12 protein-coding genes and 1 tRNA gene are annotated in these 14,385 nt (G+C 75.1%); 6 read left to right on the top strand and 7 right to left on the bottom strand.

Going from position 1 to position 14,385, the window contains the following annotated elements; translation table 11 throughout:
• Positions 1-75: 75 nt before the first annotated feature.
• The 5 genes from ACZ597_RS23610 to ACZ597_RS23590 form a co-directional block, all read right to left on the bottom strand.
• A complete protein-coding gene (locus tag ACZ597_RS23610; protein WP_471333357.1) occupies positions 76-1,563 on the bottom strand; it encodes a phosphatase PAP2 family protein in 1,488 nt (495 codons plus the stop codon).
• 32 nt (positions 1,564-1,595) lie between these two features.
• On the bottom strand, positions 1,596-2,780 hold the full coding sequence (locus ACZ597_RS23605) for a TQXA domain-containing protein (protein WP_471333355.1): 1,185 nt from the start codon (positions 2,778-2,780) through the stop codon (positions 1,596-1,598).
• A 257-nt stretch (positions 2,781-3,037) separates the two neighbouring features.
• On the bottom strand, positions 3,038-3,445 hold the full coding sequence (locus ACZ597_RS23600; RefSeq protein WP_471333352.1) for a single-stranded DNA-binding protein: 408 nt from the start codon (positions 3,443-3,445) through the stop codon (positions 3,038-3,040).
• 99 nt (positions 3,446-3,544) lie between these two features.
• Positions 3,545-5,509: a GTPase gene (locus tag ACZ597_RS23595; RefSeq protein ID WP_471333350.1), complete on the bottom strand. Its 1,965-nt coding sequence runs from the start codon at positions 5,507-5,509 to the stop codon at positions 3,545-3,547.
• A gap of 4 nt (positions 5,510-5,513) precedes the next feature.
• On the bottom strand, positions 5,514-7,127 hold the full coding sequence (locus ACZ597_RS23590; RefSeq protein ID WP_471333347.1) for a dynamin family protein: 1,614 nt from the start codon (positions 7,125-7,127) through the stop codon (positions 5,514-5,516).
• 332 nt (positions 7,128-7,459) lie between these two features.
• Here ACZ597_RS23590 and ACZ597_RS23585 point away from each other — a divergent pair.
• Positions 7,460-7,532: transfer RNA gene (locus tag ACZ597_RS23585), tRNA-Arg, on the top strand.
• Positions 7,533-7,776: 244 nt separating this feature from the next.
• On the opposite strand, the gene ACZ597_RS23580 is transcribed toward ACZ597_RS23585, so the two are convergent.
• On the bottom strand, positions 7,777-8,301 hold the full coding sequence (locus ACZ597_RS23580; protein WP_471333345.1) for a phospholipase: 525 nt from the start codon (positions 8,299-8,301) through the stop codon (positions 7,777-7,779).
• A 285-nt stretch (positions 8,302-8,586) separates the two neighbouring features.
• Between ACZ597_RS23580 and ACZ597_RS23575 the strand changes: the two genes are divergently transcribed.
• The gene (locus ACZ597_RS23575; RefSeq protein WP_471333343.1) at positions 8,587-9,126 is read left to right on the top strand and encodes a hypothetical protein; all 540 of its coding nucleotides are present in this window, start codon (positions 8,587-8,589) and stop codon (positions 9,124-9,126) included.
• A gap of 10 nt (positions 9,127-9,136) precedes the next feature.
• On the opposite strand, the gene ACZ597_RS23570 is transcribed toward ACZ597_RS23575, so the two are convergent.
• On the bottom strand, positions 9,137-9,913 hold the full coding sequence (locus ACZ597_RS23570) for an alpha/beta fold hydrolase (RefSeq protein WP_471333341.1): 777 nt from the start codon (positions 9,911-9,913) through the stop codon (positions 9,137-9,139).
• 82 nt (positions 9,914-9,995) lie between these two features.
• On the opposite strand from ACZ597_RS23570, the gene ACZ597_RS23565 reads away from it, so the two are divergent.
• The 4 genes from ACZ597_RS23565 (at position 9,996) to ACZ597_RS23550 (ending at position 14,215) form a co-directional block, all read left to right on the top strand.
• A complete protein-coding gene (locus ACZ597_RS23565; RefSeq protein WP_471333338.1) occupies positions 9,996-10,697 on the top strand; it encodes a 4'-phosphopantetheinyl transferase family protein in 702 nt (233 codons plus the stop codon).
• Positions 10,698-10,875: 178 nt separating this feature from the next.
• Positions 10,876-11,292 (top strand): GNAT family N-acetyltransferase, encoded by a 417-nt coding sequence (locus ACZ597_RS23560; RefSeq protein WP_471333335.1) that lies wholly within the window; start codon positions 10,876-10,878, stop codon positions 11,290-11,292.
• 82 nt (positions 11,293-11,374) lie between these two features.
• A complete protein-coding gene (locus ACZ597_RS23555) occupies positions 11,375-12,718 on the top strand; it encodes a S8 family peptidase (protein ID WP_471333333.1) in 1,344 nt (447 codons plus the stop codon).
• 201 nt (positions 12,719-12,919) lie between these two features.
• A complete protein-coding gene (locus ACZ597_RS23550; RefSeq protein WP_471333330.1) occupies positions 12,920-14,215 on the top strand; it encodes a hypothetical protein in 1,296 nt (431 codons plus the stop codon).
• Positions 14,216-14,385 lie beyond the last annotated feature (170 nt).

Raw genomic sequence — 14,385 nt, 5'->3', positions numbered from 1 at the left:
TACGAATACGGGTACGACGCTGCCCACGCAGCGGCTCGCGGCCTGCTGCGTGGCGCCGATGACGGACACCGGGGTTCAGCGGGGCCGGTAGACGACCAGGGCGTCGGGGAGGGCGTCGAGGACGAGCGCTGCGGGGGCCGCGGCGTACTCGCCGTCGTAGGCGAGCGGGGTGCCGGGCGGGATGTCCGCGACGTGCAGGCCGCGCAGCCGGGTGGCGACGTGGACGGGGGACCGGCTGAGCGGGCCGGCGAACGCGGCGGCGAGCAGGCGCGGGCCGGGGCGGCCGCCGCCGTGGACGACGCGCAGGTCGAGCAGGCCCTCGCCGAGGCCGGCGCGGCGGCGGGGGGCGGGGCCGGTGCCCTGGTAGGTGCCGTTGCCGGCGAAGAGCAGCCACGCGCTGCGGGGTCGCCCGGCCAGGGTCAGCCGGACGGGCCGCTCGGCCCGCAGCACGCGCCAGGCCGCCAGCACCGCGGCCGGCCCGCCCCCGATCCGCGGCGCCCACCGCAGGCGGTGCCGCAGCAGCTCGGGATAGGCCCCGATGCTGAAGTTGTTCAGGAAGTACCGGGCACCCTCAGAGGTCCCGGTACGGGCGGCCGGGGTGATGCGGCCCAGGGAGATGCGGACCGCGTGGCCGGCGGCGAGGGCGCGGCAGGTGTCCTCCGGGCCGGCGAGGCCGAGGTCCAGCGCGAAGTGGTTGAGGGTGCCGCCGGGGAACACCGCGAGCGGCACCCCGGCCCGCAGGGCGGCGGTCGCGGCGGCGTTGACGGTGCCGTCGCCCCCGTACACCCCGAGCACCACGGCCCGGGACGCGGCCGCCTCCATCGCGGCCTCCACACCCTCCCCGGCGCACTCCACGATCTCCGCCCGCGGGAGCCGCTCCCGCAGTACGTCGAGCGCCGCGCCTCCGGCCGTGCCGGACGCGGTGTTCGCCACGACCGTCAGCCCGGCCCCGTCCGGCAGCGCCGGCGCGTCGGCCGCCGGGCGCTCGCCGCCGGGGACGACCCGCGCCTGCTGGGCGCGCCGCGCGAGGGCGTGCACGGCGAACCCCGCCACGACCCCGAGGGCCGCGCCCGCCACCACGTCGGACGGGTAGTGCACGCCGGTGTAGACCCGGGAGAAGGCCACCGACGCGGCCACCGGGGCCACCGCGGCCCCCCACCCGGGGGATTCCAGGGCGAGGCCGGCGGTGAAGGCCGCGGCCGAGGCGGAGTGGCCGGACGGGAAGGAGGTGGTCCACGGCGGCACGGCCGGCTGCCGCACCGTGGGCACCCCTTCCAGCAGCGGCCTGGGCCTGCGCACGGACCATTTGCCGACGGTGTTGATGGTCGCCGAGGCCAGCGCCAGCGAGGCGGCCGCGGTCAGCGCCCCCTTTCGGGCCCTGGGCGACCCGAGGACGGTGATCGCCGCGGCGGTCCCGCCCCACAGCACGCCGTGGTTCGCGGCCCGGCCGAGTGCGGGCAGCACCCGCTCGGCGCCGGGCCAGTGCCGCCGCGCCACCAAGTCGAACAGCCGCCGGTCCCAGGCCGCGAGGGTGCCCTGCCAGGTCAGTTTCTGATCAGCCACCTCTCGCCCCTACCCCGGGCGGCCGCCCGGAATCACCCCTCGCCGTCCTCCCCCTCCAGCGGCCGCTTGCGCAGCAGCAGGACGACCATGCCGCCCAGCACCACCAGCCCGACCGCGAGGGAGGCGATGACCGGGGTGGCCGCGGAGCTGCCGCTGGTCGCCAGCCGCTCCTCGTCCGGGGAGTCCGGCCCGGCCGTGGCGGACTCGGCGGCCACCGCCACCTCGGACGCGCCGGCCAGCTGGCCCACGGAGCCGGCCGTGCCCGCCGGGGCGGCCTGCGGCTGCGGCCAGACCGCCGTGGCGGTGGCGGCCGCCGCGGACTCGCTGGAGCCGGCCACGACCTGCGCCTCGGCCGGGATCCCGCTGGTGAAGACCCGGCCGACGGGCACCTTCGTGGAGCCGTGCACGGTCACCGAGGCCGTCCCGTCAGGGGTGCCGGCGGGTACCTCGAAGTACAGCCTGCTGCCGTTCGCCGCGGTGGTCACCGGACGCCCCTCGGAGTCGACCACCCGCACCCCCATGGCGGTGGCGGCCGCGTCAGGGGTGACGGTCACGCTCTGCGCGCCCGTCCGGACGGTGACGGGGCCCAGCCGGGTGCCGACGGCGCCCGTCAGCGCCCCGGACACCTGGCCGGGGTCCAGTCCCAGCGACGCCGGCGGCTCCGGCAGCCGGCCCGCCTCCCGCTGGAGGTAGTCGGCGAGCCGCTCCGCCGCCGGGTCGGCCGCTTCCACCTGCGCCCCGTCGGCCAGGCGCCAGATCGCCACCTGGGTCCCGGCGGCCGCGCTCTCCGCGGTCAGCGCCCCGGCCCCGGCCGCTTTCGCCAGCCCGGCCAGGTCGTTGTGCTGGGGGTAGGAGTGCTCCAGGACCCAGCGGATCCGGCCGCCCGCCTCGGCGTTCCCGGCGAGGGGGCTGCCGCCCCAGCCGCTCTCCGTGTACCGGGCCTGGGGTTGCGCGTAGCCCGCGACGCCGACCCCGTACGTCTGGAGCATGCCGCCGCCGTCGACCCGCATCTCGTACAGCCCGGCGGGGATCTGGCGGACCGAGCCGTCCCCGGCGCGCAGGACCGCCTGCCCGTACGTCTTGAGGCCGTCGAGCACGGCGCTCGCGCCCCCGGCCGCCCGGCCGGCGGTGGCCGTGCCGGAGTCGGCCGCGGCGCGGGCACCGGGCGCGGCGGTGAGGGCCGCGGCCAGCAGGGCCGCCGCCAGGGGCCGGCGCACGGAGCCGCGTACCGCGCCTGCGGCACCGGCGGCCGCACCGGGACCGCCGCCGGCTGGAAGCGGAACCTCCGGCCGGACCGGTCCGGCCTCGGGTGGGACGGTGGACGCGGAGGCAGGCCCGCCCGCGGACGCGGTGGACGCCGCGCGGGGATCGGAGGATGCGGAGGATGCGGGAACAGCAATCGACACAGTTCTCCCCTTCGGGCCGAAGACCAAGGTGCCCGTGAGTACCGGGGAATCCTAGCCGCCTCGAACACTCAGACCACCGCCGCCTTCTGAGGGCCCATCAGCGGGGTGTCCGTCTTGACGACCCTGCGGAAGGCCGCCGTTCCGCGGTTGAGGTCGTGTCCGACGGCGATCGCGTCGATCTCCGCCGAGAACCAGCGGACGCCCTCGCCGTCGGGCGGGTCTTCCCGGACCCGCAGACGCCCGTGGACCACGAGCGGTTCCCCCACCGAGACGGAACTGGCCAGGTTGACCGCGAGCACCCGGCGGGCCCACACGGTGTAGAAGCTGGTGGGGGCGTCCGTCCAGCTCTCCGTGCGCCGGTCGAAGTACCTGGGGGTCACAGCGAAGCGGAATCTCGCGGACGGCCCGGTCACGGTCTCCTTGAAGTCGATCCGCGTCGCCACGTGTCCCACCAGCGTCACCAGGGTGTCGTTCATCCCGGCCGCCCTCCCCCGAGCTCCGTACCCGTGCGGACCATCCGCACGAGGTACGACCATGCTGGCGCCGGGCCCCGGCCCCCCGCTCCGGCCTGTGGATTACTGGCGGGTTGTGGACAACTTCGTCCCCCCTGCGGCGACCGCCGCGTACTGCTCGCGCACCTCGCGGTAGCGCAGCAGCTCGGCCGCCACCGGTTCCAGCACCCGGGCCCGGCCGCAGCCGGCCGCCGCCTGCCTCAGCCGCCGCTCGGCGTCCTGGCCGTACCTGCGCGCCGGCCCGCGGGCGGCGATCGAGCAGGCCCACTCCACCAGCGGCCCGCCGACGATGCCCGCCGCCATGAACAGCACGGGCGGCAGCAGCTTCGGCTCCAGGACCCCGACGATCTGCCCGACCAGCCACAGGCCGCCGAAGATCTGCACCAGTGTCATGGCCGCCTGCGCCAGCACCGCGACCGGCCACCAGGCGGGCCGCGGCGGCTTCGCGCCGGGCACGGCGACGGCCACGCCCAGGGTCACCGCCAGCTCGTCCAGCGCCTCGGGCAGCCGCTTGGCGCCGCGTACCGCGGTCTCCCGTACGGCCTGGGCCCAGGGGTCGGGCAGGCCGACGACCGCCTCGTCCGCGACCGTCCGTACGGCCTGCTCCACGCGCTGGCGGGCGGTCACCTCCTCCTCGGCGGGCGGGGCGGCGGACTCGCCGGGGGTGCGGCCCTTGGCCGACATGAGGGCCAGGGACGCGAGCGAGCGCGGGGCGCGCCGGCTCTCGTACCAGCGCCACAGCCGCAGCCAGGGCGTACCGCAGGCCTTTCCGGCGTTGCGCCGCCAGGCCCGCTCGGCGGCGAGGCCGGCCGCGTACGCCCCGACCGCTTCGGCGAGCCGGTCCTCGAACTCGGCGCGCGCCGCCTCGCCGATCTCGGGTCCGGAAGGCCCGGAGTGCCCGGCGGCGACGTAGAGCGGGCGCAGGCGTACGGCGGCCCGGTCGACATCGGCGGAGATGCGCCGGGTCGCGGCGCCCTTCTCCTGGGTGAACTGTCCGAGGAGCTCGCGGAGTTCCCCGACTCCTTCACCCGTCAGGGCGGACAGTCCGAGGACGGTCGCGCCGGGCTCGCCGTGCTCGCCGAGGGCGATCCCGTCGTCGTCCAGCAGCCGCCGCAGGTCGTCGAGTACGAGGTCGGCGGCGTCGCCGGGGAGCCGGTCCACCTGGTTCAGCACGACGAAGGTCACCTCGGCGTGCCCGGCCAGCGGCCGCAGGTACCGCTCGTGCAGGACGGCGTCCGCGTACTTCTCCGGGTCCACCACCCACACCACGGCGTCGACCAGCGCCAGCACCCGGTCCACGTGGTCCCGGTGCGCGCCGACCGCCGAGTCCAGGTCGGGCAGGTCGACGAGGACCATGCCGCGCAGCACCTCGGCCTCGGAGGTCTCGCGGGGCCGGCGCCGCAGCCGTCCGGGGATCTCCAGCCGGTCGAGCAGGCCGGCGGCGCCGTCGGACCAGCTGCAGGCGATGGGGGCGGCGGTGGTCGGGCGGCGCAGGCCGGTTTCGGAGATCTGCACTCCGGCGAGTGAATTGAAGAGGGTGGACTTGCCGCTTCCGGTGGCTCCGGCGATGGCGACGACGGTGTGCTGGGGGGACAGGCCCCGTCGCGCGGCCGCCTCGTCCAGCACCCGGCCGGCCTCGGCGAGGGTCTTGCCGTCGAGGCGGGTGCGGGACAGTCCGACCAGCTGGCGCAGGGCGTCGAGGCGCGTGCGCAGGGCCTGGGCCTCGGGGCTGAGCGGGGGCGCGGGCGCCTTGCCGCCGTCGCTGCCGGCTCCGGAGACGGCCCGCACGACGGCCTCATCGCCCTCGGCGTCCTCGGGAGCCCCCGGGCCGCGGTCCGCGTCCTCGTCGAGGTCGTTGGCGAGCAGGGCCGCGTCGAGCAGCGCGTCGTCGATGAGGGCGTCGCCGGCGCGCGTGCCGGTGCCGCGTGCGCCGCCCTTGCGGATGGTCCGGTGGCGCGAGCGTGCGATGAACCCGTCGTCCCACCGGTCGCCGGCATGGTCGCTGTCGCGGTCGGTCACGGCGGTCACCGCGTCACCTCTCCTTCTGCAGTACGGACAGCGCGGCGATCAGCTCGGCCTGTGGTTCGGGGGTGACTTCGAGCGCCTGGAGGGGGGCGAGCCTGCGGTCCCGTTCGGCGCGCAGGACCTGGTCGAGGTGGTCCCCGACCAGTTCGCCGCCCCGGTCGCGCAGCCGTACGGCGGTCTGTACGCCGATCCGTTCGGCGAGCTTCTCCCCCGCCGGGCGGGCCCGTTCGCCGCCGAGGAGGGCGGCGACGAGGAGGGCGGCGATGCCGTCGGGGTCGGGCGCGGGCTGCTTGTCGAGCTTGGCGACCTCCTCCTCGGCGAGCTCCTCCAGTACGCGCCGCCAGCGGCGTACGGCCATGCTGATACGTTCCGCCGCCTCCCGGTCGGGCGCGGGCAGCGGCACCGCCCCGGAGGCGGGCTCGCGCCGCCAGACCTCGGCGATCCGCTCGTCGGCGGCGGCGACGGCGCACTGGAGGAGCGCGGCGAGGGATTCCGCGAGGGAGTCGAGGAGTTCGTCGGCGCTCGTGTCGAGGGGGTAGCCGCGCCACCGGGTGAGGGCGTCGCCGGCGAGCACGGCGCCCTTGTCGAGGCGGTTGCGGACCCGCTTGCCCTCCTGCCGGTAGGCGTCCTCGACGGCGGAGGTCAGCCGGACGGCGGCGGCGTGCTGGGCGGCGACGGCGGAGGCCAGTTCGGGCATGCGGCGCTTGAGGGAGTCGAGCGCGCCGAGGGCGGTCCGGCCGACCGCGTACTGCCGGGCGGCCGGGTCGTGGACGTGGTGGGTGAGCCAGGCGAGCAGCGGCGCGACGGCGCTGGCCGGCAGCAGCCCGCCACCGCCGGCCGACTCGGGCAGCTCGGGCACCGTGAACCGCGGTACGTCGCCCAGTCCGGCGCGGGTGAGCAGTGCCCCGTACTGGCGCGAGACCTCGGCGAGCACCTGGTGCGGGACCCGGTCGAGGACGGTGATCAGGGTGGCGTTGTACTGCTTGGCGGTGCGCAGCAGGTGCCAGGGGACGGCGTCGGCGTACCGCGAGGCGGTGGTGACCATGACCCAGACGTCGGCGGCGCAGATCAGCTCGGCGGCGAGGGTGCGGTTCTCGACGACGAGGGAGTCGATGTCGGGGGCGTCGAGGACGGCGAGGCCGCGCGGGAGGGTGGCGACGGTCTCGATCCGCAGCTCGCTGGTCGCGGCGGGGTGGCCGGGTGCGCGCACGGGGCGCTTCCTGGAGGAGGGCACCAGCTCCTCGTCGGGCTGGGGGGCCCAGACGCGCATGAGGTCGGGGAGGATCCGCATCCCCGCGAACCAGTGGTGGTCGTCCGGGTGGCAGACGAGGACCGGCGTGCGGGTGGTGGGGCGCAGCACTCCGGCTTCGCTGACCTGGCGGCCGACGAGGGAGTTGACGAGGGTGGACTTGCCGGCTCCGGTGGACCCGCCGACGACGGCGAGGAGCGGCGCCTCGGGCGACTTCAGCCGGGGGACGAGGTAGTCGTCGAGCTGCGCGAGCAGCTCGGCTCTGGTCTGGCGGGCGCGTGGGGCGCCGGGCAGCGGCAGCGGCAGACGCACGGACGCGACCCGGTCGCGCAGGGCGGACAGGGCATCGAGCAGCTGAGGCCGAACATCCAAGGTCACCACATGCGAAGAATGCCCAATTTGGGACCATTTTTGAAGCTTATACGCCCTCTGCGCGCCGACCGCGACTCCAGAGGGACATCATGGACACGGCGGACGAGTGGGACGCAGGCATAACGAGTGCACAACACCCAGGCCGACGCGGCGCAAAAGCGGTGCGAGAATCGCACCTGCCTGCGATTATCGGGACCGCTTCACCGAACCTCCACAACGTGGCACGCGAGTGAAGCAACCGGGACAAGGCAACCGGAGCCCTATCCTTGACCCGGCACGGACCGCAGTCCCACCCCCACCAAGGGGCTCCAGGCCACCACGGTCACCTTCCGGCCCCCGTAGCTCAGTGGATAGAGCAGGCGCCTTCTAAGCGCTTGGCCGCAGGTTCGAGTCCTGCCGGGGGCACTTCCTTCCACCCTCCCGAGGGGTCTCCCGGGGTCTCCCCGCGTTGTCCGGGCCGCCTGGACCAGGGTCGGCGGACCGTCCGCGATTGGCGGAAATTCACTCGACAGGACCCTTGCGGGATCCTTGCACCCGCAAAGCGGAAAGCCGAAAACCGGAAGAGCACCGTCCCACCCGACGGGGGTTCGTTCGGGCATGACCGGGTGGGGGGCGGCCGGGGGCCGGACGCGTAACGTGTCTTCCGGCATCAGGACGACGGGACCGCAGGAGCGGACCCGACGGGAACCTGGTCGGCGGGGGCGGGGTCGGCCGGGGCGTCCTGCGGGGAGACGCCGAAGGCCTTGACCGCCTGGTAGTACGTCCAGGCCGTGCTGTCGCAGGAGCCCTTCCTGACGCCCGAGTACTGCGAGCAGACCCGCTTCAGATCGGCGTGGAAGGCGTCGTCCAGCCGGGACTTGTTGGCGGGGAAGGCGCCCGCCGCCTTGTAGTTGCGGTAGCCGAAGTCGTGGCGGGCGCAGGCCGTCCGGAAGGGGAAGCCGAAGGGGTTGTCGGGGGACGAGGAGCAGTAGTCCGTCGACCAGTCGAACGCGTACGAGGCCCAGTTGCCCCTGCTGCCGCGCGCCGCGGCCCAGGCGTTGTAGCTGGAGACGCTGGTCCGCGTCCAGCCGCTCAGCACCTGCGGCTTGTCCGCCGGAACCGCCGAGGCCGGGGTGGCGAGGGCCAGCAGGCCGGCGGAGGCGGAGGCGAGCAGGGGGACGAGACGGCGACGCATGGCATTCCTCCGAGTGGGGGCGGCAGGGCGAGCGGGCGACGGGGTGAGCGGGCGACGGGGCCGCCCGGTCCAACTCCCGGTGCGGCGTCGGGATCCACCCCCGGAGCACGCCGCGTCCCCGACCCCTGCCGCCCCTAATAACGCGGCCCGGACTCATACGTGTCGACCCGGTGCGCCCTGGAGCGCACCCCTCTCAGGTATGACCCCGTATCCGACTTGCGGCAGATTCCAGGTTGATACCGGGGAGGGACGCGCGCGTTACCCGCGGACCGAACACTTGTGGGTATGAACCGCCGTCCGCTCGTCATCGCCGCCGCCGTCGCGGGAGTCCTCGCCCTGGCCGCCTTCGCGCTGCCCAACCTGCCGCCCAACCCGGTCACGGACGCCCTTCAGAAGCAGGTCCTGCGGGAGAAGGGCAAGCGCTACGCCAGTGCCGCCGACGCCCCGAAGAAGGGCGACCGGGCGTTCGTGCTGCCCAACTGGATACCGGGGGACGCCACCGACATACGGATCCGCGCGCGTGGCGACGGCGGGACCCGGCTCATCCGGTTCACCCTCGGCAAGACCCCGCTCGACGGTCCGCAGTGCGCCACCGGGACGCCGAAGAAGGCGGGCGGCCCCCGTCTGGACGCCCGCTGGTGGCCCGGTGACACCCGGCGCGAGGAGCGCCCCGAGTGCCGGGACCGCTACCAGTACCAGGTCTCGGTGCGGGGCCGGCAGGTCTACGCCTGGACCGACGGGACGCCCTCCCCCGGAGCCCGAATACCGGACGGCGGCGCCGCGGTCGCGCCCGCCTCGGTGTCCGCCGGCGCCCCCGCCCGGTAGGGGGAGCCGCTCAGACGGTGTCGCGGGCGAGGAGCGCCGCCGCGGCCCGCGCGAAGCCCTCCGGGTTGTCGATCATGATGTTGTGCCCGCAGTCCGGTACGGCCACCACGGCGACTCCGGCGGCCTCCAGGGCTTCGGTGCCGACGGGCGGTCCGTCCTGCTCCGGGAAGAGGAAGCCGCGCGGGACCTTCAGCTCCAGCAGGAGCTCCCGCATGGTGGGGGTGGTGCCCGCGGCCAGGTTCACGGCGCTGCGGTGCAGGGCGGTGCGGCCTGCCAGCCGCATGGTCGACCACCAGTGCGCGCCGACCCGGTCGCGGACCTCCGCCCAGCCGCCGGCCAGGAACTCCTCCTCCGTGTAGGAGGCGAGGCCGCTGCTGCCGGCCGTGGCCGGGGTGGGCGGCAGGGGGTCCAGGTTCGCGTCCACCAGGACGAGGCGGGAGACCAGCCGGGGGTGCCGGGCGGCCAGCACGATGGCCACCGCTCCGCCCATGCTGTGGGCTATCACCTCGGCGCCTTCGGCACCGGCCGCCGTCATGGCCTCCGCCACGGCGTCGGCGTGCGCCTCCAGGGTGTACGAGAACGTCTCCGGACGGTCGCTGTGGCCGTGGCCCAGCATGTCGAGCAGCAGCGAGCGCCGCCCGGCCAGCAGCGGGTGCACCGCGCTCGCGGCGAAATAGGCGGGCGAGGTCGAGCCGAGCCCGTGCAGGTAGACGCGCGGCGCCCGTCCTCCCGGGAACTCGACCCAGCGGATCCGGTCGCCTTCCGGCGTCACGACGGCACTGTGCACAGCGTGTTCCCCCTGGAGTGATGATCGACAAGTCCAGCAGGAGGGTAACGGGGTCTCCGGCCGACTCGTCTACCCTCATGGAATGACCTTGTACGTGAACCAGCTCGACGGTGCCACACCCCTGACCGGACCACCCCCGGCCGGGTCCGATCTGACGGTATGGTCGCTGGACATTACGCGCGAGGCGATCGGCGGTCACGAGACCGCAGAGGCGCGGGCGCTGCTCGACGCGACCGAACAGCAGCGGGCCTCCCGGCTGGTGCGCCCGGCCGACCAGCGCAGCTACCTCGCCTCGCACCTGGGGCTGCGCGTGCTGCTCGGCGAGTACCTGGGGCTGGCGCCGGAGGACGTCCCCCTGGTCCGCGAGGACTGCCCGGGCTGCGGGGGGCCGCACGGCCGTCCCGCCGTGGCCGAAGGCCCGGTGCACTTCTCGCTGTCCCACAGCCAGGACATGGCGTACTTCGCCTTCTCCGGAGTGCCGGTGGGCGTCGACGTGGAGGGGGTGCCGAAGGCGAGCGCGGTGGCCGACGTCCTGACCAGCCTGCATCCGGCGGAGGCCGGCGAGCTCAACGCGTTCCCTGAGGCGGAGCGGCAGGCGGCGCTGGCCCGGGTGTGGGCCCGTAAGGAGGCCTGCCTGAAGGGGACCGGCGTAGGGGTCGCCTACGGCCTGGCCAACCCGTACGTGGGTTCGGGGTCCACCCCCGCCCCGGTCCCGGGCTGGACCCTGCGCGACCTCCCCGCCCCGGACACGTACGCCGCCGCCGTCGCGGTCCGCGCCACCTGAGCGGAGCCTCCGGTTCGGCCCGGCCGGGCGGCACGCTCCCGCGCGGCGGCGGCCGGCAGGGGCCGCGGACCCGCCGGCCGGGCCCCGGCCGGGCCGGCTGAGGGCAGCCCGGCGGGTACGCAGCAGTGGAGGGCCGTCTCCGGCTTCCCGGCCCGCTCGCGGCCCTACCCTGGCTGCCATGGAAATCCGCCGCGCCCGGAGCGCCGCCGAACTCGCAGCCGCCGAGGGCCTCTTCGACGGGCCCGTGCGCCCCGAGTGGTCGGAGCGCTTCCTCGCCCGGACCGGCCACCTGATGCTCATCGCCTACGTCGACGGGGTACCCGCCGGCATGGTCTCGGGCATCGAGATGACCCACCCGGACAAGGGCACCGAGATGTGCCTGTACGAGCTGTCCGTGGACGAGGGGTACCGCCGGCGCGGCATCGGACGGGCCCTGACCCTGGCCCTCGCCGACGAGGCCAAGGCCCGCGGCTGCTACGGCATGTGGGTGGGCGTCGACACGGACAACGAGGAGGCGCTGGCCACGTACGCCTCGGCGGGCGCCGAGGACGAGGGCCTCTTCTCGATGCGCGGCTGGCCCCTGGGCGCCGCCTGAGCCGCCCCTCCGGCGGCGTGTCGTGCGGCCACTCGGCGCACCCTCCGCGCGGGGCCGCCCCCGCTGGCCGAACATCGGCGGCATGACCGCCATGCCCCCCATGACCTCCCTGCTCCCGGCCGCCGCACTCCTGGCGGCGGCCGCCGTCCTGCCGCCGCACCCCGCCTCCGCCGCCGACGGCGGCGCCCCCGCCGCCTACGTCGTCATGCTGAAGGACACCACCTCCCGCGCCCCGACCCGCGCCCTGGCCGGCGAGGCGGCACGGGCGGGGGACGAGGTCGGAGCGGTCTACGAAGCCGCCCTCAACGGCTTCGCGGTACGCACCACCGCGGCCCGCGCCGCCGCCCTCGCCGCCGACCCCCGGGTCGCCTCCGTGGAGCCGGACGCGCCCTTCCGGATCTCCGGCACGGCGTCCGCCCCCGAACCCCCGGCCGGGCCCATCCCGGCCGTCCCCGTCCCGGCCGTCCCCATCCCGGACCCGCCCGTCCCGGACCTGCCCGCCCCGGACCTGCCCGTCCCGGCCGTGCCCGCCCCCGTGCCCGTCGTGGCCCCCGCCGCCGTGACCCAGCGGCCGGCCCCCTGGGGCCTCGACCGGATCGACCAGCGCGAGCTGCCGCTCGACGGTTCGTACACGTACTCCGGGAACAAGGGCCGGGGTGTCACCGTCTACGTGGTCGACACCGGGATCAACACCCTCCACCAGGAGTTCGGCGGCCGGGCCCGCAACGGCTACAGCGGCTACGGCGGGTTGTTCCAGGGCAGCGCCCAGGACTGCAACGGCCACGGCACGCACGTCGCCGCCACCGCGGGCGGGGCGACGTACGGGGTCGCGAAGGAGGTCTCCCTGGTCGGCGTGAAGGTGGCCGACTGCCGGGGCGACGCGAGCCTCTCGGTCATCCTGCGCGGCCTCGACTGGATGGTGAAGGACCACGTCGGGAACCCGGCGCGGGGTCCCGCCGTCGCGAACATGAGCATGGGCGGCACCCGCAGCCGGTCCATGGACGCGGCGGTCGTCCGCGCGGTCGCCTACGGGATCACCTTCACCGTGGCGGCCGGCAACGAGGCCAGGGACGCCTGCGCGGGCTCCCCGTCCGCCGTGCCGCAGGCCCTCACCGTCGGCGCGACCGACGGCGCGGACCGGCGTCCCGGCTTCTCCAACCACGGCCGCTGCGTGGACATCTCGGCACCGGGGCAGGCCGTCACCTCGGCCTGGAAGGGCTCCCCGACCGCCCTGGCGCGGGCCTCGGGAACCTCCATGGCCGCCCCGCACGTCGCCGGCGCCGCCGCGCTGCTCCTGTCGGACGGCCGGGCCAGGACCCCCGCGGAGGTGGGCCGGCTGCTCCTCCGCGACGCCGTCCCGGACAGGATCGCGAACCTGCCCGCCGGGACCCCCAACCTGCTCCTGCACGTCTCCGGAGGGCAGTAGCCCGCGGCACCGACCAGTCGGTATCCGATGTCCCATCAGACCGGGTCTGATGGGACATCAATGTCTGTGCGCTTCGGGGGAAAGCAAGCCATTGACTTCTCAACACCGCGACGCGTCAATGACGGCCATCCGCACCGGCTCGGCCTTCCCCACACAGCGGGTGGGGGGAGGGGTTCGTCATGACGAAGGAGTCGCGACCCTGTGAGTACGAGAACGCTCAGACGAAGAGTGCTGGCCGGGGCGGGCGCCCTGTCCCTGGCCCTGACGGGCGGCGTCGTGGCCCTGACGGGACCGGCGCAGGCCGCGACCAAGACCACACCCGTTCCCGTGAAGTGCGTCGCCCCCGCGCCCCAGCCGGGCGCCAACGGCAGCCAGGACTACACCGTCACGGTGCCGGACACCGCCAAGGCGGGCGAGACCGTACCGATCACCATCGACCCCGGCGAGACGCCGGTCGTCCCCATGTTCACCATCGACACGGTCAACACCATCAAGGCGAAGCTGCTCGTCGGCGGGGTCGCGCAGACGGTCACCAGCCCGGCGACCCCCAGCCACCAGGAAGCCGGCAAGAAGGCCGACCCGCCCGCCTTCAACGGCACCGTCAAGATCCCGGACGGCACCGAGGGCACGACGGTGCAGATCACGATCGACCAGGTGGTCACGGACGCCGACCTCGGCGGCACGGTCTACACGACGACCTGTACGCCGGACCCGCGCCCCAGCGCCCCGGTCGCCTCGATCGCCGTCGAGGCCCTGCCCAAGGACCCGGTCACCACCAAGCTGACGCCCAACAGCGGCAAGGCCGGCACCGCCGTCACCGTCACCGGCGCCAACTTCCCGGCCGGCCCGGTCACCTGCTCCGCCCAGCTCGCGGGCGCGGCGACCGGTGACGCCGGCACCGGCACGGCGGACGCGTCCGGCGCCGCCACCTGCAACGTCACGATCACCAAGAAGGCCGACACGATCAAGATCGACGGATCGGTCGCCCCCGCCAAGCCCTTCGTGTTCATCGAGGAGCAGGCGGGCGTGCAGAACCCGGTGGACGTCGAGGTGCTGCCCGGGCCGCTGGCCCTCGGCCCGAAGGACGGCCAGCCGGCCGTCAGCTTCGGGGCGGTGACCATCAACGGCAAGGCCCAGTCGGTGTTCGGCGCGTTCAACGCCGCGACCGTCCAGGACTTCCGCGGCGGCAGCCTCGGCTGGGACGTGACGGCGACCCGTACGCCGTTCCTGAACCAGGCGACGGGCCACTCGATGGCCAAGGCGCAGCTCGGCATCCAGCCGTCCTGCACCGTGACCAACCCGGACAGCCCGAGCACCTGCACGGCCGGCGCCCCGGGGGCGATCTCGGGCACGCCGATGAAGGTCGCCTCCCAGGCGGCCGGCGGTGAGGAGCTGACCGGCGGCGAGTTCGCCGTGGGCGGCGCGGCGATGCTCCAGCTGCCGCCGTTCATGTTCGCCGACACCTACCAGTCGGTCGTGACCTTCTCCATCGCCTGACGGGCTTCCTGACGGACGGCCCGACCGAACCGGGTGGTGGGGGGGGCCGGGGGGGGGGCAGACCCCCCGCTGTGGGCAGCGGAGGTGCCGGCGGGGAGGTGGGGGGGGGAGGGCCCGCTGGGAGCGCCTCACTTTTTTTGTTTTCTTCCCCTTGCACTTTTTTGTTTGCT

Source organism: Streptomyces sp. NPDC040718 (assembly GCF_055593565.1).
The sequence above is the reverse complement of the archived record's forward strand: the minus strand, read 5'-3'. Positions and strand labels throughout refer to the sequence as shown.

What these genes read in the sequence shown, in the direction of transcription:
- ACZ597_RS23600 (WP_471333352.1), bottom strand. Translation starts at nt 3,445, where the DNA reads ATGAACGACACCCTGGTGACGCTGGTGGGACACGTGGCGACGCGGATC.
- ACZ597_RS23580 (WP_471333345.1), bottom strand. Translation starts at nt 8,301, where the DNA reads ATGCGTCGCCGTCTCGTCCCCCTGCTCGCCTCCGCCTCCGCCGGCCTG.
- ACZ597_RS23575 (WP_471333343.1), top strand. Translation starts at nt 8,587, where the DNA reads ATGAACCGCCGTCCGCTCGTCATCGCCGCCGCCGTCGCGGGAGTCCTC.
- ACZ597_RS23565 (WP_471333338.1), top strand. Translation starts at nt 9,996, where the DNA reads ATGACCTTGTACGTGAACCAGCTCGACGGTGCCACACCCCTGACCGGA.
- ACZ597_RS23560 (WP_471333335.1), top strand. Translation starts at nt 10,876, where the DNA reads ATGGAAATCCGCCGCGCCCGGAGCGCCGCCGAACTCGCAGCCGCCGAG.
- ACZ597_RS23555 (WP_471333333.1), top strand. Translation starts at nt 11,375, where the DNA reads ATGACCGCCATGCCCCCCATGACCTCCCTGCTCCCGGCCGCCGCACTC.